This window comes from Algoriphagus sp. AK58 (assembly GCF_014324365.1).
In the GTDB taxonomy this organism is placed as follows: Bacteria; Bacteroidota; Bacteroidia; order Cytophagales; family Cyclobacteriaceae; genus Algoriphagus.
Genome location: NZ_QEIG01000008.1, coordinates 325,421 through 343,502, shown reverse-complemented (window position 1 = coordinate 343,502; position 18,082 = coordinate 325,421). Strand labels below are relative to the sequence as shown.

The 18,082-nt window shown below is 42.2% G+C and carries 15 protein-coding genes and 1 tRNA gene; 8 read left to right on the top strand and 8 right to left on the bottom strand.

Annotated features, from left to right (window positions below):
• Positions 1 to 61: 61 nt before the first annotated feature.
• The 5 genes from DDT91_RS08345 to DDT91_RS08325 form a co-directional block, all read right to left on the bottom strand.
• Complete coding sequence (locus DDT91_RS08345; protein ID WP_187175720.1) at positions 62 to 1,651, bottom strand: sulfatase; 1,590 nt, start codon at positions 1,649 to 1,651, stop codon at positions 62 to 64.
• A gap of 165 nt (positions 1,652 to 1,816) precedes the next feature.
• Positions 1,817 to 3,544, bottom strand: coding sequence for a hypothetical protein (locus tag DDT91_RS08340; protein WP_187175719.1), 1,728 nt, complete (start codon positions 3,542 to 3,544; stop codon positions 1,817 to 1,819).
• A gap of 90 nt (positions 3,545 to 3,634) precedes the next feature.
• Positions 3,635 to 5,116, bottom strand: a complete 1,482-nt coding sequence (locus tag DDT91_RS08335) for a SusD/RagB family nutrient-binding outer membrane lipoprotein (RefSeq protein ID WP_187175718.1) — start codon at positions 5,114 to 5,116, stop codon at positions 3,635 to 3,637.
• Positions 5,117 to 5,178: 62 nt separating this feature from the next.
• The gene (locus DDT91_RS08330) at positions 5,179 to 8,379 is read right to left on the bottom strand and encodes a SusC/RagA family TonB-linked outer membrane protein (RefSeq protein WP_187175717.1); all 3,201 of its coding nucleotides are present in this window, start codon (positions 8,377 to 8,379) and stop codon (positions 5,179 to 5,181) included.
• A 500-nt stretch (positions 8,380 to 8,879) separates the two neighbouring features.
• The gene (locus tag DDT91_RS08325; protein WP_187175716.1) at positions 8,880 to 9,977 is read right to left on the bottom strand and encodes a serine hydrolase; all 1,098 of its coding nucleotides are present in this window, start codon (positions 9,975 to 9,977) and stop codon (positions 8,880 to 8,882) included.
• 213 nt (positions 9,978 to 10,190) lie between these two features.
• Here DDT91_RS08325 and DDT91_RS08320 point away from each other — a divergent pair, with 213 nt between their 5' ends.
• The 4 genes from DDT91_RS08320 to DDT91_RS08305 all read left to right on the top strand — a co-directional run bounded on the left by DDT91_RS08320 (position 10,191) and on the right by DDT91_RS08305 (position 11,828).
• The gene (locus tag DDT91_RS08320; protein ID WP_187175715.1) at positions 10,191 to 10,613 is read left to right on the top strand and encodes a hypothetical protein; all 423 of its coding nucleotides are present in this window, start codon (positions 10,191 to 10,193) and stop codon (positions 10,611 to 10,613) included.
• A 163-nt stretch (positions 10,614 to 10,776) separates the two neighbouring features.
• Positions 10,777 to 10,850, top strand: a tRNA-Asn gene (locus DDT91_RS08315).
• Positions 10,851 to 11,107: 257 nt separating this feature from the next.
• Positions 11,108 to 11,413, top strand: a complete 306-nt coding sequence (locus DDT91_RS08310; protein WP_187175714.1) for a type II toxin-antitoxin system HigB family toxin — start codon at positions 11,108 to 11,110, stop codon at positions 11,411 to 11,413.
• 19 nt (positions 11,414 to 11,432) lie between these two features.
• A complete protein-coding gene (locus DDT91_RS08305) occupies positions 11,433 to 11,828 on the top strand; it encodes a type II toxin-antitoxin system HigA family antitoxin (protein ID WP_370539301.1) in 396 nt (131 codons plus the stop codon).
• A gap of 348 nt (positions 11,829 to 12,176) precedes the next feature.
• Here the strand turns inward: DDT91_RS08305 and DDT91_RS08300 are convergent, their stop codons facing one another.
• Entirely contained in the window at positions 12,177 to 12,755 is a 579-nt protein-coding gene (locus DDT91_RS08300) for a Crp/Fnr family transcriptional regulator (RefSeq protein ID WP_187175713.1), read from the bottom strand.
• A gap of 102 nt (positions 12,756 to 12,857) precedes the next feature.
• Here DDT91_RS08300 and DDT91_RS08295 point away from each other — a divergent pair, with 102 nt between their 5' ends.
• From DDT91_RS08295 to DDT91_RS08280, 4 genes are all read left to right on the top strand, one after another.
• The gene (locus DDT91_RS08295; RefSeq protein WP_187175712.1) at positions 12,858 to 13,847 is read left to right on the top strand and encodes a cyclase family protein; all 990 of its coding nucleotides are present in this window, start codon (positions 12,858 to 12,860) and stop codon (positions 13,845 to 13,847) included.
• 11 nt (positions 13,848 to 13,858) lie between these two features.
• Positions 13,859 to 14,305, top strand: a complete 447-nt coding sequence (locus tag DDT91_RS08290; protein WP_187175711.1) for a DMT family transporter — start codon at positions 13,859 to 13,861, stop codon at positions 14,303 to 14,305.
• A 5-nt stretch (positions 14,306 to 14,310) separates the two neighbouring features.
• A complete protein-coding gene (locus DDT91_RS08285) occupies positions 14,311 to 15,027 on the top strand; it encodes a GNAT family N-acetyltransferase (protein ID WP_187175710.1) in 717 nt (238 codons plus the stop codon).
• A 231-nt stretch (positions 15,028 to 15,258) separates the two neighbouring features.
• Entirely contained in the window at positions 15,259 to 15,891 is a 633-nt protein-coding gene (locus tag DDT91_RS08280; protein ID WP_187175709.1) for an NAD(P)H-dependent oxidoreductase, read from the top strand.
• Between the two features lie 332 nt (positions 15,892 to 16,223).
• On the opposite strand, the gene DDT91_RS08275 is transcribed toward DDT91_RS08280, so the two are convergent.
• Positions 16,224 to 16,874, bottom strand: coding sequence for a VOC family protein (locus DDT91_RS08275; RefSeq protein ID WP_187175708.1), 651 nt, complete (start codon positions 16,872 to 16,874; stop codon positions 16,224 to 16,226).
• Positions 16,875 to 16,883: 9 nt separating this feature from the next.
• On the bottom strand, positions 16,884 to 18,074 hold the full coding sequence (locus tag DDT91_RS08270; RefSeq protein ID WP_187175707.1) for an acyltransferase family protein: 1,191 nt from the start codon (positions 18,072 to 18,074) through the stop codon (positions 16,884 to 16,886).
• Positions 18,075 to 18,082 lie beyond the last annotated feature (8 nt).

Here is an 18,082-nt window from a genome sequence, read left to right as displayed (position 1 = left end):
TTTTGATTGGTTAGTGGCCGATTTACTTTATGGTAATTTCATTAAAAAAGATGATTTTAAATCAGTTTTCGATTCTTCCCCACCACGGGCCTTCATCTCTGATTTCAAGCCATAGGCGCTGCATTTTTGGGATCAACTTCATCATTGTTTCATTTTCTTCCCGGGCTAGGTCATGTTTTTGGGCTACATCATTTTTGATGTTGTACAATTCAAATTCAGTAGGTACGGAAGTTTTAAGCCAATCTACAGGCTGAAAATTGGTTTTCAGGTGAGAATTGGAAAAGTTTTTCCAGTCAGGAGTAAGTCTTCCAATCACTACATATTCCCCGTCCCGCATAGCCATTTGAGCCATACCGGGCATATGGGATGAGTTCAATAGAAAAAACCAAATGGGTAAAACCGACCTTTCGTAATCTTTATTCAGGAAAGCGTTGAAGGCGTCTGTTCCATCTAATTTGACTCCATCGGGTAGCGGAGCCCCGGCGAGATTGCAAATTGTCGGGAGAAAGTCGGTGCCGTTGAATAATTTATCGCTTACTGTACCGGCGGGGATCATTTTTGGCCAGCGGACGATTCCAGGAACCCGATGCCCACCTTCATAGGGGTATCTTTTCATTCCCCTCAATTCTCCCGGAGTGCCAAAGCATTTGTCCCGGATTGGGTCCTCCCATTCACCGTTGGATTCTAGTAGGGTCACGGGATATTCAGGGCCATTGTCACTGGTGAATATCACCAGGGTGTTTTCCCTTAGTCCCTGCTCCTCCAGGAATTTCATGAATCTCCCAAAGGTGTCATCCAGCTGGGAAACTGTACCGTAGTATTCTTTTTGATAGGTTGAGATGTCCTTTTCCGGCCTCGGGACTCCTCCATACCTTGTTGTTAGTTCGGCTTGATCTGTTTCCAGGTTGTCGTATAAGTCAGCGAATTTTTTGGGTGGGTCGATAGGCGTGTGAGGTTCATTGCTGGAAATGATCATGAAAAAAGGCTGTTTATGATCTTTTCGATTTGAGATCCATTTACCAGCTTCTTCGGTGATAATGTCCACATACCAGCCTTCCATCACACCAACAGCTTGGCCATTTCTGATGAATTTATCCGGATTTTTTGGACCTGTGTTGAATGCATTTACTGAAGTGGCCAGGGAATAATCAAAGCCCATTTCATTTACCGAAACCTCGGTCGGGGACTCCAATTTGGATAGGTGCCATTTTCCAAAAAAGGCTGTTTCATAGCCTGCTGTTTTGAGCAATTGGGGCAAGGTGATTTCTGCCTTGTATAAAGTAGTTCCGAAAAAGCCGGCAATATTATAAAACCCGCTTCGGTAGGCATTTCTCCCGGTGAGAAGGGAAGCTCTGGATGGAGAACAGACTGTTGCGGCAGAATGCATGTCAGTCATTCGGACTCCTTCTCTTGCAAATTGATCCAAGTTGGGAGTCTTGATGATGGGATTGCCATAGCAAGCTAAGTCCCCATAGCCCAAATCATCCGTCAAGAAAATGATGATATTTGGTCTTGGAGCATTTCCCAGGTCTTGCTGAGCACTTACCTCCAGGGAAGAAAACCCTAGCAAAATCACCAAAACCAGCCAATGGACAGCGGAGTCTGATGATGTTCTTGAGTTATAAGAAGGGTAATTATTCAACAAGTTCATGAAAGTTAGTGTCGGAAATAAGCACTCGTTAACTGGATTTCCATGTTTTTCTAGGATGGAAAATGAGTTAACGAGCTGGAAAAATTGTTTTTTGGGGGATTACGCTAAGCTAGACTATTTGGGTTTACTGTTCTTAGGAACAAAATCTTTTCATTGCAAACAGAATTACCTGGATGAAATCATGGTTTTTTCCTGCCTCACTACAATAGGTACGTAGCCATATTCCATTCCCTTTGGAGGGGTGACAATCAGGACAGGATCGATGGCGACAAGCTTTCCTGTGCTGGGAGGAGCCATGTATTCTTGGTCGATGGTCCAAGTCTTGTGGATTTGTTCCACAAATTTCTGTAAGGCTGCTTTTTCTTCTTTTGTCCAACCTAAAGACTGGAATGAAGGCTGGTCCACGAACTTATACCACTTATACGTGACCGTTGACCCATCCTTCAGGAGCACCGATGTGGACTCAGAGGCAGGGCCGGGGTTGGCCCATGCACCGGTTGTCGGAGAAGTATAGGGTAGACTTTTATCAATTCTGAAGTTTCCTTCCACGATTTCATTTCCGTCCCTCCAGTTGATGTAATGACTTTCTGATCCAGCCTTTGCAAATTCTTTTTCTCTGAGTGCTTGTGGAACTTCCTCAGGACTTACGGCTACTCGCTTATCGCCTACCTTTTTAAAGTACTGAGGGAAACGGCCTGGCTTGGAGATGGGGTTTTCCTTCCATTCCAATCCAAATGCATTGGTTTGGGTTGTCACGGTTTGGAGCACGTTTTCCAATCCAGTCAATTTCTCCCCACCGTTGTTGAGGCTTGCACCTTGGTCTAAGGAAAGTGGTCTTGGGTTTAGCTCCGGCTTCCAGGTATGCGCCTGGTCAAATTTTCCGGAGTAGGCCTTTCCGTTTTTCTTCCATTCCAATAGGTGATTGAAAAGGGCGTCTTTGGAATAATAGGTGACATCCTGGACCAGTACAGACTGCCCGTTTTCATTTACCGGAAATTGCAATTGAGGGATTTTGATGTAGAGTTCTCCATTTTGGTCTTTCATTTCAAAGGAAGGGACAGTGTTGATTTCCATAGCACCGCCTCCGCCCATGGTTCCCGGGCGGGTATCCAGTCCCATTCCTTCAATTGCTTTATATTCTTTGGACAGTCTGCTCCACATTTCCGGAATGTAGAAAGCAACCGGTCCTTTGAAGTTTTCCGAGTTGAGGAAAAGTGTCCAACTTTGATTTCCTGTGGGAGGAGGACCTGGCTTTGCCTCAGTAAGTGGAAGTGCCATGTGGGTATATCCCAAAAACCTACCCTCCAGATCTCCTTCAAATGTAATTCCGTCAGGTGGAACCAAAATTCTGTTACTGAGTTGGGCAATGCCCAATTGATCGTCTGGCAAGGCCTCGGCCCGGTAGAAAAAAGGCCATCCTGGAGATGCGATTTCTGAATTATAGCAATCGGGTACTCCATTCATGCTGAACTTAGGTGAACCATAATGGTATCTGTTTCCTCTCCAATAGCCCAAGCCACCTTCTTGAGTCTGAAACACACTTGACCAAGTGGGGCCTCGCGGTGCCCAAGTTCTGGCAATAGTTCCTTCCGGACAGCAAGGAATGTCTTTATTGTCCGGATTATCGGGAGTAATCCAATTTCCTGGCAAGCCAATCTGAAAACCTGCCAGGGGTTGTTCCACCAAAGGCCAAACCGCTGTATAAAAACCAATACCGGCACCATAGCCCTCAGGTCTCTTTAGCGTGCTATATCCAATATATCCATGTAATCCATTCGCATTTTCGTTAATGGCAGGATTGAAATAGGTGGATTTTTGAATAGTGCTGCAGTAAAGAATGGAAAATCCGAAAAGAAGCAGGGTGAGTAAAGAAAGCGTGAGTCGAGTTGCCATACACTTGGATTCAGAAGAAACTACATGGGGTTGAAATCAAACATTTGTATAATTCTCCCACCGGAATGATATCCGGTGGGAGATTGAAGTTTAATATACTCCTTGTCGTGTATCCCACCACAGCTTGTCTCCATAGAAAATATCCACCTGCTTTACCGTGTTGGGATAGCTTTCATTAAAGGCGATCTCGTTGGCAGGATAAGCCATTCTAAATGGAGGGCGATTGTGGTTATTGGCATAGTCATTTGATACATTGACCAACATAGGGACATCGGTTCTTCGATTTTCAGACCAAGCTTCCACGCTTTGCTTATAGAGTGAAATCCAATTTTGTAGTCTAATTTTTTCTAGATTGGGTTTGGCGCCCGATCCCCACGCTACTTCAGGTCTTTGAAGGTATTTCTCAATATCAGCCTGGGCGATTCCATTGTCTAGCATTGCCATGGTAATTCCCCTTTCGTAGGCTTCCCGAGCATTGCCTGGCACAAGGCCTCTTTCATGTGCTTCGGCTTTGATAAACCAAACTTGCGCAGCATGCATAAATGGAGAGAATCCCCGGTCATCATAGCCAAATCTATTTCCAATATGAGAGACACCCTGATTATTATTCAATGGAAAGCCTGATTGACCTATTCCCATTTTGTATCCATTATAATTTCCAAGTTGGTTCTTGTCGGCATACACGGGTAGTCTTGGGTCTTCCAATTCAAGTAGACGACTGATCAAGTCATGGTTAGTTCTGTATTGATCTTGCTTGTTAGTGGATACACCAAGTCTAGCTCTCCAAGGCTCGATGTTGTTTGTAGCTATTCCCGGCCATCTCATGTAGGCATTGTCCGAATTGACTTCAAACACAGGATTTGCTGCGGGATTTCCCAAAACTTGGGATAATTGAGCAGCGGCGGCCTGAGGAGCTACATTTGACATTCGCATAGCCACTCTCAATCGCAGAGAATTTGCAAATTTTTTCCACTTAATAATGTCTCCTGCATACATAAAGTCTCCGACACCAATAGTTCCTGCACCGGCAGCAAGCATATTGTTAGCATCCGTCAATTCTTTTAATATCTGTGTATAGACTTTTTCATGGGAATCAAATACCGGGTTCAAGATCCCTTCTTCTTTTAGACGAAACGCCTCAGAATAGGGGATATCACCCCACATATCAGAAACCTGCTGAGCGGTGAAAGCTTTCATAATCAGGGAAACAGCCGCGAGGTTATTGTTTCCTTCTCTGACAGCGTTGACCCTTGCATCTTCAAATAGGGCCATCCCTCTGAACAAGTTGTCCCACTGCCCGTTGTTGATGTCTACCCTGAATTCATAATCCCCCGCGCCAATCGCTGCCAATTGGCCAGACCAAGTACCTGCATAATAGATTCCAATACGTTCGCCAAAAAGCTGACCTGCCACTGCGGTGAGCCCTGCTCCGAAAATGTTGGATGCAGGCACCACAGAAGGTTGATTTGGATTGATATTCATTTCTGTCCAATCCTCAGTACAGGAAATTGCCGTTAGCAAGGTGCAGATTGCCAGTATTTTACAGATTTTATGATTAAGTATATTTTTCATATTTCAAACCATTTATGGTTGTTTTCAATGTTTGCTATGTTTACTTATTTATCCCCAAGGAATTAGAAATTTAACCTGAGGTTAAAACCATAGGATCTGGTGGTAGGAGCCATGAAGTTTTCAAAACCGGTACCTCTTTCGCCTCCGCCCATCTGGGAAGCCGCCTCTGGATCGAGTCCAAGCTCTTTGGCTTTGGCGCTTCTTGAAATGATGGCGAGATTTCGTCCAAATGCGGAGACGGCAATATTCTGAAGTTTGCCTACACTAAATGTGTATCCTAAAGTCAATTCTCGAAGTTTCAAGTAAGATCCGTCGATTATAGAATACTCGTGATTGTTCCATACCCAAGCGCCGTTGTAATAGTCCTGAGCGGAAATTCTGACATCATTTGGAGTCCCGTCACCTTTCACCCCAGGAACAATGATGCCTTCTTCACGGACATTGTTTTGTACCGTATTAGTGAATGCTCCTGTGGGATAAGAGTGCCAGTATGTTCCGCTGAAAAAGTCCCCTCCTTTTCTCCAATCCAACAATACGCCAAGACTTACCTTTTTGTAGTTGAAGGTGTTTTGAAGACCTCCTATCCATTTGGGAGTCACATTCCCCAAAATTTTCTGCTGGTTGGTAGTCATTGGGGTGCCGTTAGGAGCAATTTTGATGTTGCCGTTTTCGTCTCTCACATAGGGAAGCCCGCTGATGTCTCCCCAAGGCCGGCCTGGGGTACCCACTAATCTTGCCCCACCAAACCCAGGACTGATGGTGATATTTTCCAAACCTCCATAGAGTTCTACTACTGTGCTGTTATTTTTTGCCCAGTTGAGGGTGGCATTCCATCGGAAATCTCCCCTGTCCATCACCAGACCTCTGATGATAAGTTCAATACCTGTATTTTGAATTTTCGCTGCATTGATCAATTGAGAGGCATATCCTGTTGTCCTGGCGGTTGGCACGTTGAGGATCATATCCTCAGTGACTTGGTTATAATAGGTAGCATCTAAAGAAAGCCGGTCGTTGAAGAATCTGAAATCAGCCCCGATTTCTGTTGAAGTAGTCATTTCGGGCCGGAGGTTGGCCGGAGGCATGGTTGCCGGTGAATTGAACAAGGCGATGTTATTAAAGAGGGTAGTGGTGTAGGTACCCATCAATTGATAAGGATCGGTGTCCGAACCGACTTTGGCCACACTGGCTCTTAACTGTAAATGGCTGAAATTCTTTGTTTTGAAATCCAAGGCCTCTGATAGGGTTACAGAAATATTTCCAGAGGGATAGAAATAGGATCTGTTTTCTTCGGGAAGTGTAGAACTCCAGTCGTTTCTGGCAGTCACCCCAGCAAAAAAGTACCCTTTGTATCCAAAAGTTGCTGAAGAGTATATACTGTAGTTTTCTTTTACACTATCAAACATCCCCGTGCCTGGAGTACCTTTGACATTACCGATATTAAACAGATCAGGCACGTTCAAATCAGGTGCACTTAGGGTCATGCTGCTGAATTTGTTTTGACGGAAGTTTCCCCCCACAAGACCGATTAAGGAAATGTCATTTTCAAAGGATTTATTGAAGTCCAAACGGATGTCTGTGTTGAATTCCTGTCTACTTTGATCTGACTGGGAAAATTGACCCCCCATCCTATTGTTAATATTTGCCCGGGTTCTTGACAAAGTGATGGATTTTCGAATCTCATCGTAGTAGTCCAATCCGACAATTGTATTTGCAGTCAGCCAGTCATTAATCTGATAGGCAACATTCACATTTCCATAGAAGCGTTCCCGGTTCATGGCATTGGTTAGTCTCAATTCATAGAAAAAGTTATTCTGGTTGAGATTGTACCCGCTACCTTGTTCGTTTTCGAATTCATCATAAACTTTTCTGACCTCATTCAAGGGAATGTGTCTGAAGGCACCCCAAGCCAATTTGGTCATTGATCCATAGGAAACCACCGGGAGATTGTCGCTCTGCCTATTGACATAATTGAAATTGGTTCCCACAGTCAGCTTTTCATGAGGATTCAGAGTCAGGTTGGCATTGAGCGTATTTACTGTCTGATCGGTGTTGAAGAAAATACCTGTCATTTTACGATTGGAGAAGGCTACTCTTCCGAATGCTTCTTTACCCCTTGCTGTCACTGCGACCTGATTAATGTAATTAGTCCCAGTTTGAAAAAAGTTGTCTTGGATATTGTTAGGATTGGATTCCCAAGGACTGTTTGGGCCTTTGATCCATTGATCCAATAAAAGTCCTGCATCATATCTTGGTCCCCAGGAAGTTGCATTTTCCTGAACTCCTCCGCCTATCCCATTTACATAGTTGTAGCTAAACCGCTTAGCGTATTCATTGTAAGTAAGGTTGGAACCCGGATTTCTCTGTAGGTATTGTTGATAGTCATACTCACCTCCCCGAGTTCCGATTCCGTATTCATTTTGGAAATTCATGAAGTAGCTGGGTACATCAAAAACCATCGAAGAGTTAATTTCTACTCCCAGTCCTTGCCGGGCTTTTTTGCCCTTTTTGGTTTCAATCAAGATAACCCCGTGGGCAGCGCGGTTCCCATAGAGTGCAGCCGCATTTGCCCCTTTCAAAACAGTTAAAGATTCGATGTTTTCGGGATCTATATCGGCAGCGGCATTTCCATAATCCAATCCCCCATTTCCGTCAAGGTTAGTGGTCGAGTTGTCGATCGGCACTCCATCTACCACAAATAGTGGTTGGTTTCCAGCAAATGAAGCATTTCCTCGAATGATAATTCTTGAGGAAGCACCGATCTGAGATCCACTATTGGTCACCTGAACACCGGCAATTTTTCCGCTTAGGGTATTTACTATGTTGTTGTCTTGGGTTGTGATCAGGTCCTCTGGTTTTAGGGCCTGTACTGTGTAGCCAAGTTCTTTTCTTTCCCTTTGTACACCTAAAGCCGTAACCACGAATTCATCTAGGTTTTTGGAATCTTCCTGCATAACCACACGAATGACGCTTTGTGACCCGATCTCAATTTGCTGGGTGATATATCCTATGTAGGAGAAAGTAAGACGTTCGGATCCTTGTGGAACAGTGAGGGTGAATTTTCCATCAATATCTGTTACTGTTCCTAGGGTTGTTCCTGAAACAAGTACAGTGACACCTGGAAGTAAAAGACCTGAATTATCTTCAACGGTACCTGATATTCTGCTTTGCGCAAATCCATTCGAGATGGATACCCCGCACAAAAATAGGGTCACCAGCAGGGCAACTATATTTTTGTTTTGTAGTCGAGTAATTATTGATTTCATGTTTTATTGGTTAAATGGAAATGGTTAAAGAAAAGTGTATCATAAAGTTAGACTTATGATTTACCCCATCTATCCATCATTTTATCCAAAAAATATGGTATGTTAACTCTGTCTCCTCTGGCCTCCTAAATGGTAGAGTTTTGAAAAAATAAAGGAGTAGTCGGGAGTTGATTTGAAAAAATATGCTTTATAAATAACTGAAAATCAATAAAATAAATTATTGTTTAGGCTGTTTTACTATTTCCCCCTCTTTTTAAATTGTGGTGAGATTCAATTTGGTTTTATAACTAATTAAGGTGTTGTTTTTTTGCTATTTGGGAAAGGTTTGGATTACCTCATTTGGTTGTATTATCACTTAAGTAGTAGCTCCTTTTCCTTTGCCTTACAGTCTGATTTTCGATTTCGGCTTTTTCCCAATATGTCCGCCTCGGACATTTATACAACAACCTCCAAGCACTGCCTGCAAGACCAAAAGTCGATTCCTTGTTCTTTAGCCTTGATTATTTCAGGTTTAAAGTCATCAAAGCCTCTCCAAAAACCGGCGGCACCCTTCCTTTCCAGATTTGGCTGTAGTTCGTAGCCACGGCAAGATCTAGAGAAGGGATGTAAATAGCTTGGGTACCCCAAAAACCTGCATGCGAGAATGCCTCTATACCATTCACCTCAATTCGGTAAATCCCAATGCGATAGTCCATCATTGGAGTCTCGGAGTAAGTTGGTGCTTCAAGCATTTTTTCTAAAGTCTTGGGGCTTTCGAACACTTCTCCTTTAAACAGGGCAAGGAAAAACTGGCTCAAATCCTTCGTAGTAGACAGCAGTCCCCCACCTCCAAAATAATCCATGCTGGGATGGAACAAATAAGTGTCCTGTCCCTGGAAATACTGGTGGATCCGAGCCTGATCCACTTTTGGATTCAATCCTTCAAAAGCGGTGTTCTGAAGTCCCAACTTTTCAAATTCGAGAATTTCTTCAATAGCAATTCCCAGCGTTTTTCCCTGAATTCGTTCGATGATTTCTCCTAGTATAATATATCCCGTGTCTGAGTAGCTGAACTTTTCCCCGGGCTTTCCAATCGGCTCTCCGGCTTCTACGCAGAGTTTTAGCTGTTCGGTCCGGGTCCATTCGTGGCCTCCGGGTTGTAGGACTTTGTCGAAGAAAACAGGCGCATGGGTGTGGTCAAAAAATCCGGCATTGTGCTGCAAAACCTGGAGAATAATGATCTGTTCTAGGTCATAGTCCTGACTCAGGATTTGCGTATGCTCGGGTGAAAGGTAGTTCGAAATCGGATCTTCCAACCTGATTTTGCCTTCTTCCCAAAGTCTGAGAATGGAAGCTGCCACAAAGGTCTTCGTGACACTTGCAACCCGAAAGGTCTGATCAGGAAGCAGCTTTTTTCCAGTTTCCTTTTCAGAAACTCCCGCTGAACCTGACCAATGGATCTCCCCGCTTCCGGACTGGATATGGAGTAAAATTCCTGGGATATCCTGATTCAGTTGCCCTTCGAGAATTCGCTGAAGGGCTTGGTTATCAGTGGTCTCCTGTGCCAGCAGCCTAGAGGTGAGAATGAAGAAAAGGAAAATGAATTTTATTTTTTTCATGTGTTTATAATTTGATTTTCATTTGCCACATGGAATGCCCTGGATAATCATTCCCCTGTGTGAGACATTTTCTCATGGGCATTTCATCTGATTAGATTAACTTGAAAGAGTTGGATGGGTGAAAAGGAAACTTAAACTCTTTATGAGTTTCTAAGATTTGATTTGATTCAATTTTGCAAAAATTTTTACTTTTTATAAACAAAAAAGCTAGTGATGGACACAATTTTAAAGAAGATGAATTTCAAAGAAGGGATGAAGATCCGGATTTGGAATTGCCCTCAGGACTTGGAAGACCTCGTAAATTCTTGGAAGACTTCTGGGTATTATGTGGAGGAAGGAGAGAAGCCTACGTTTATGCTTGCGTTTGTGTATAGCAAGGAGGACATCGATGAGTATTTTGAAAAAATGCATCAACTTTCCCCGGAGGATGAGGCAATATGGGTAGCCTATCCTAAAGGCACTTCCAAAAAATACAAGGTGAGCATCAATAGAGATAGCGGTTGGAGAAAGGTAGGAGAGCTGGATTATGAAGGAGTGCGTCAAATTGCCATTGATGAAGACTGGTCAGCACTGCGGTTTCGTAAAGTTAGGTTTATCAAGACACTTAGCCGGAAGTTTAGTGCCAAAAATCAATAAGGGAGGGCTTAGCGGAAAAAATCCAAAAAATAAGTCCCTGACTAAGAAATAGAAAAAGGCAGATTGAGGCAAAATTGAATATTTTTTCAAAAATGAGTTTGGAAAAAATGGATCATGCCTCTACATTTGCATCACGTTTTCCGAAAGGGATAGCGAAACAAACTCCTCCTTAGCTCAGCTGGTTAGAGCACATGACTGTTAATCATGGGGTCCTTGGTTCGAGCCCAAGAGGGGGAGCATCAAAAAAAAGCCTTCAGAAGCAATTCTGAAGGCTTTTTTGCTTTTTGGGAAATGATCTTCCCGAGTACCAAATGAGAATGGTATCGCAATTAGCACGCACATTTTACTGGTTTACATTGCAAATGCGTGAACATTTTTAGTACCGTTGAAAGTCCATTATCGATAAAAAATGGAGAAAGGTAAATATCGATTTGGGAAAAGTTTTCAAATTGAAAACTTTTTAATATCTTCAAGCGTATTTTAACTTGCTGGCTTTGAAAAATATTATTGCCATCAAAAATCTGACGGAGTTTTATCAGAAGCATCCAGATTCAAAATCAAGTCTAGAAACTTGGATTGCTATCACTAAAAATTCAGTATGGCAAAGACCTTCAGATGTTGTTCAGGATTTTCCTGATGCTGATCCTGTTAAAAATAATCGAGTGGTGTTTAATATTTCTGGCAATAAATATCGCTTAATCGTTCAAATCAGCTATTTGAGGCAGTGGGTATTCATCAAATTTATCGGAACGCACTCCGAATATGACAAGGTAGACGCAAGCACTGTAGAGCAATTTTAAAACCGTAAATCAACTTGTAATGATGAAGTGGGAAAAGACAATTACAACAGAAAAGGAGTATGAACAATCTCTTGCCAGGCTTTCTAAAATCTTTGAGGCCGATCCCGAAAGTCCCGAAGGGATGGAGGCGGAATTGCTGGTTACTTTAATCGAGAAATACGAAAAAGAGCATTATCCCATTGCCTTGCCCGATCCTATTGAAGCCGTAAAAGAAACAATGGAAAGAAAGGGCCTTAAGGACAAAGATCTTATATCGGCAATCGGGAGTAAAACTACGGTCAGTCTCGTTTTGAATAGGAAAAGGGCGTTGACGATCGAAATGGTCAGAAATCTTTCAACCTTATTGAAACTACCAGTTGAAGTACTCATCCAACCCTATGAGTTGGATGGAAAACAGGAAAAAGTAGGCGCATAAATAATACCATTCAAGGAATTCATTGAAAATTTATAATCCCTTTGGCTTCCTTTTTATAATGGGATGTCAATTCAAGATCTTTGAATTAAGTAATTGATTATAAATCTCTTTCAAGATCAATGTCACTCTTATTTGGTTGCAACTATCGTTGATAGGGGGAGCCATCCTAGAAAAGCCATCAGAAATGATGGCTTTTTTTTAAATTGGCTAACTCTCTGTTTATCAGAGGTAATCTTTTGTATAAAAGACTTTGCCTTCAGGTCAAGATGATAGCGGGGAGGTGTTTAGTTGAGTTTATACTCGCTGATTTCTGTGAGATTTCAATGGATGGACTACTTTATGGAATAATCATTTATCCAGGTTTTTTTTCATTCTACTGAAAAATTCAGGGGTCACACCAATGTAGGAGGCAATGAGTTTTTGAGGGATGCGGGTCTCGTACTTTTTGAATTTTTCATGAAAAGACCGATAGCGGTTTTCTGCGGTTTGACTTATGGTCTCCAGGATTCGTTCCTGAAAAGCCACAAAGGCCCTCTGTGTAATGATCCTGAAATAGCGCTCCAACTGGGGAATTTGTCCATAGAGCACTTCCAAATGTTCATAAGAGAGCTCCAATACCTTGGTGTCTTCCAAGGCTTGGACATTGAAAATTGCCTCTTGTTGGGTGATAAAACTTTTTAAATCACTGATCCACCAGCCTTCAAATGCAAATTGGATGATATGGTCCAAGCCTTTGGCGTCGGTGTAATACCCAACCAAACTGCCTGAAAGTACAAAATTGGTGTTTCGGCTTTTCCCTCCTGAAAAGACCAAGAAACGGCCTTTTTTGACAGTCCTTTCAGTCAGTCTTGATTCAATCAACTCTTTCTCTTCCTGAGTGAGCGCAATGTATTTTTCGAAACTTTCCCACAGGAGTCTGCTCATCATCTTAATCTAGGTCAAGTGGTTTTCCTATTCTAGGTCATTAGCCATCGGTGTTCGCCGAGAGAACTTTGCCATGTCATTTAATCACAATAAAAATCAGAAATCATGAAAAAGCTAATGCTTCTTTCGTATTTCCTGACATTCCAGACAGGTTGGTCTTTGGCTCAGGAAATTAGTGAAGAAAAAGTTGGGAAAAGTCCTTGGGGACCCGATGATGAACTCGGAACCTTAAATCTCATGACAGAACAGACAAGGTTGCAGGTCTTGAGTAAGATCAATTCCGGAAAGGTCTATGACCTCAGTGTGGAATATTTTGTCGGAATGCCCAGCTTTCATGCCCTTGGGGATCCCCCGTATCAATTTTGGATGACCCATACTCCACATGGGACGGTAGTTGACAACCCCAATAAACTGGGTGAATCAATGAATGCCAAAGTAAGCTACACGGGTGATGCCATATCCATGTATACTCATATGGGAACCCATATAGACGCCTTAAACCACTTTGGGCTTAATGGAGAAATTTGGAATGGCTTTTCAGCCGAAAAGCATCTGGGTGATAAAGGATGGAAAAAGACAGGAGCTGAAACCATTCCTCCCATCATCGGAAGGGGAGTCCTGATCGATATTGTATCCTCCAAAGGTTTGGAACGCCTGCCTGCTAATTATCGGATCTCCTCTTTAGACCTCATGGAGGCTCTTTCAAAGCAAAATGTAGAATTAAAAAGCGGAGACATAGTTTTGATCCGAACCGGTCAGGCTAGATTTTACACCAATTCTGATCACTATTTGGATGAATATCCGGGGATTAGTCTAGAGGCTGCGAAATGGCTGGTGGAGGAAAAAGGTATCATGCTTCTCGGGGCTGACAATTTAAGTTTCGAGGCTTTCCCCCCGGAGAGAAACGATAATTGGGTTCCGGTTCATACGTATTTGTTGGCCGAAAAAGGAGTGATGTTTTTGGAGCAGATGAATCTTGAATCACTCGCCGAAGACAAGGTTTATGAATTTGCCTTTATCGGCTCCTCATTAAAGTTGAAGGGAGCCTCTGGTTCACCTATCAGACCTATCGCATTACCTATTGAGTCCGATTAATTTCTTAAGAAATGGGGAATTTCCAATTGATAGGTTTGGCCTTTATGATAGGAATAATGATTGTTATTCAAGGAAGCTTAAATGCCAGGTTGGGGGTGTTGTTGTCAAACAGTCAGCTAGCCTCGACGGTAGCGCTAACGATTAGTGCCTGTTTTGCCTTACTGATCAGTGTGATTAATCCAAAGGCAATCCCTACGGCTCTTACACTGAAATCAATTCCAGGCTACCTTTGGATAACAGGCGGATTGGTCAGTTTTTTGGCGGTATCCTCTTTTTATTACCTCATCCCGAGGTTGGGTATAGCAAGCACTGTGGCTATTGGGTTGAGCGGTCAATTAATCTTCGCCGCTGTTTTAAGTCATTTTGGCTGGTTTGGATTAGAGCCTGAATTGCTGACTTGGAAAAGAGTGGTGGGAATAATCATCATGATTTTGGGTGTAATCTGTATCAAATCCTGAAATCCATGATTCTTATCGAACAGAACATCGCAAACCTGACAGGATTATGGAAGCTGGCAGGTGAAAAATCCGGAATGTATAAGCGCCTCGGACCTTTACACCAAAGCTTTGTTTTTCCGGGATGTTGGCCTAATAAAATCTGGGTAGAAGGAGAAATTACCCCTCACAATCTTTCCATAGCCAGGGCCTTGAGTTTTGGGAAAGGGTTGAGGTTGGCAATTTGGGATCAAAGCTTGGTAGATCAGGAGGGGTATTTTTCCAGCTTTGGATTTGAAAAGGAAGCAGAACTGGTCGGGATGTCCCTTGATGCCTCTGAGGTAGGTCCGTATAAAACCCAGATCGAACTCGTACAAATTTCTGACTTAGAGGGGGGCATTACTTGGTCGACCCATTTTAAAAACTCCTTCTCCTATCAAATTTTGCCCAAGACAATCCTTGGCCTGAAATACGAGGTCGGGTTCTTTTTGGCGAAAATCAAGAATCAGGTGTTTGGAACCTGCATGCTTTATTTTACCGAGGATACGGTTGGGATTTATTCATTTGGCATTATTCCCAAATATCGTGGACAAAGTTTGGCAGGCCCATTTCTGGAGTCTGTTTTAAATCATATCACCTCAAGGGAAAGAAATGCCCAAATTATCCTACAGGCATCAGAAATGGGTATTGGGATCTATTTGAAGTATGGATTCAAGAAGGATTTTTTACTCCGGTTTTTCCGATAAGAAAGGAATCATGATAGGTCTATGGTATTCCTTCTCACAGGCGAGTAACTGATTTGAACCTGTTCCCATAGCGAGTTCTGCGATGCAAGTTTGGGCAGGCAGGGGCAGGATGTATGACTTCTCAAAGACAACCCAATACCTAAAAAATCGAGCATGGGGAAAACCACACATGCTGTGGTAATGACTAGCTGTGCGAGATTCTTAATACCCATTGAAAACCATAAAAAACTTATGAAACTACTAGAAAACTTAAACTGGCGATACGCCACAAAATCATTTAACCCCGACAAAAAAGTCTCAGCAGAACATATCAAGTCCCTGAAAGAGGCGGTGAGACTTTCTGCGTCATCCTATGGACTTCAGCTCTATCGGGTTTTGGTCATTGAAAACCCTGATGTGCGCAGCGAGCTCAGAAAGGTTTCTTATGATCAAAAACAAATCACAGAGGCCTCTCATTTATTTGTTTTTTGTACCCTAACAGAAAGGTTTGAGGAGGGGATAGATGAGTATTTCCATCTATTATTTCAGACACCTGGAGCCAATAAGAACGAACTTAACTCGTATTGGAACACAACCAAATTGATGGTTTCCGGCATGGAGGAAACCAATCGGAAATCATGGATGGAAAAACAGTGCTATTTAGCCATGAGCACTCTACTTATGGCATGTGCTGAGCTCAAAATTGACGCATGTCCGATGGAAGGTTTCGAAAAAGAGCGCTATGACAGCATTCTTGGACTCAGGGAGAAAGGATTGAATGCTTCAGTGATTGTCCCCGTAGGTTATCGTTCGGACTTTGATCAAACCCAATATAGAGTTAAGGTTCGGAAAGATCAGGAAACCCTATTTATCTCACTTCCTTGAAGGGTCAAGCTTGAAACAGAATACCTGACCAGCCTTGATTCTAAGCTTCCATTGCTCAGCTAATCCCAAATCCTATGGAGATTGAACAGGTAGATGGAAATGATAATTATTTCTATAGATAGAAAGTTGGTTTATCTTCAAAAACCCACCGGATGTTCTGGTGGGCTTTTTTTATTCGTGTTTTAAGAACATAGATTACAAAATCCTTAATGTTAGATCCTTAGTTGAGGTTGAACGGTAATTGATAGTTAAGCCGCTGCAAACATCACATCAATAACAGTGATAGATACCGCAGTTCTTCTAAACTTCATGATTATAGTTTCAACTCCTTCCTAAAAATCCAATTTATATTCAATCCCTTTCTCTTTCACTGAAACGTTAATAGGATGATTTTGTGCTAGTTGATTTGTAGGGAACCAATTCCGATTTAGCCCTGAGATTACAAACATTCCGCATTCGTCACCCAAAGCCACAAACTCTTCACTTACAGGACCTTTGGAAAAGTATTCGGTTCCTATTTCTGAAATTAAAGAATTAGCCAAAAACAAAGGGGATTCGTGAGCCAAACCAACCTCATTTATTGATAAAATACTTTCCGTGGAAAAATTATATGTTGAATCATTGTCCATATCATTTCGACAGATGAATTCCAAAATATTCCCATTATTGTCATGAAAGTAAACAGAGCTTGCGTTCCAATTTGGAAATTGCACAATGGCACCACTTTCATTTTTAATCACGGAAATTTTACTTTCGAGCCAAATCAAAGCTTCATCCAACTTATTTTTGGGAAGGAGAAAGGCAAAATGATAATTCGCTTTGCAATTATCTAATTCCTTTTCAAAAACCAAATCTGTTTTACCGACTTGAAGGCTAAGCATATTTGCATTCAAGTAATTTATTTTGAATCCAAGTTTTTCGTGATAGAAATCTCTTGTTTCATCAATTTTTGAACTCTTCAAAGTCAATTTTAAAATTTCCATATTTCGATATCAAGCTGCTTTTTTCCACTTTATTTTTTCTCTTTCATTAAACTGAGAAGGTGCCCTTTTCATTCCGAAAAGAAACCTTACCCAATTCATGGGCCGAATCATCCAAAAATAAATTCCAAGACAAATCCCCAAAGTTCCCAAGGCAATCGTCCAATATTTAAGCCCGATGCTCCATTCCCACTGGCAGATATAGTAACCTATCACGATGATCACGGTTTGATGGAGGATATAAAAAGGATACAGCCCTTCATTAACATGTTTGAGAATGGGATGAGGTCGGTTGAGGTAAAACTGACCGTAGGCAATGATCGCCAAGACGGTAAACCAGCTCAGAAAAATAGAAGTCACATCAAAAAAGGTTTCCACATTTTCGGTCGTCAGCGGAAGCTGCCAAACTCCTCTAAAATGAAGATAGGCTGCGTAAAAAGGAATTAATATCAGGATTGCTGCGGTGAGGAATAGTTTTCGGTTTTTGCCCAAACTGTCCCACAGTCTTGGATTGCTGTAAAAGATCAAACCAAAAGCAAAAAACAAAAAGTAGAAAATGAAGTAAGCCCAGTCCTGAAAATCGTGGGTTTCATCCGGAAAATAAGGTCTAAGTAAAACCTGGCTGAGCAAAATCAACCCTGATGGAATCAAAAGGGCTCCTGCCGGTTTGGTGAAAATACGCTCTATAAAAGCCTTAAACGGCTGAGAAATGGGTTTTCTCAGGTAGGCCAGTAAAGGCAGAATTAAAATCGAAAAGACCAATAGGTAGGCAATAAACCACAGGTGATGCCAGCTAAAATTTCCTTTGGGATAGGGTTCAAAATCAAAGGTTGTTGGATAGAATTCCCAAAAGCTGGAAAATTCCTGGATCCGTTCAAAATAGATTTGGGGCGGTACAATCACAAACATCCCAAAAGCCAAAGGAACAAATAGCCGCTTGAAACGCTCTTTCACAAATTGGCTTTTTGTTCGTTTTCCCAAAGCCATAAAGGTGCCTGCTCCAGAAATAAACAGAAGCAAAGGCATCCTCCAGTCATGGGACCAGATCATCCAATAGTTAAATACCAGGCTGGTCTCTTCATTTTTTACATGCCAACCCCAAGTACTAAACCACATTCCAGTGTGGTAAAATAGTAGAAGTAGGATGGCAAAAAACCGGAGCCAGTCCAAATCATGTCGTCTGATAGTCGCTTGTGTTTCCATGAGATTTT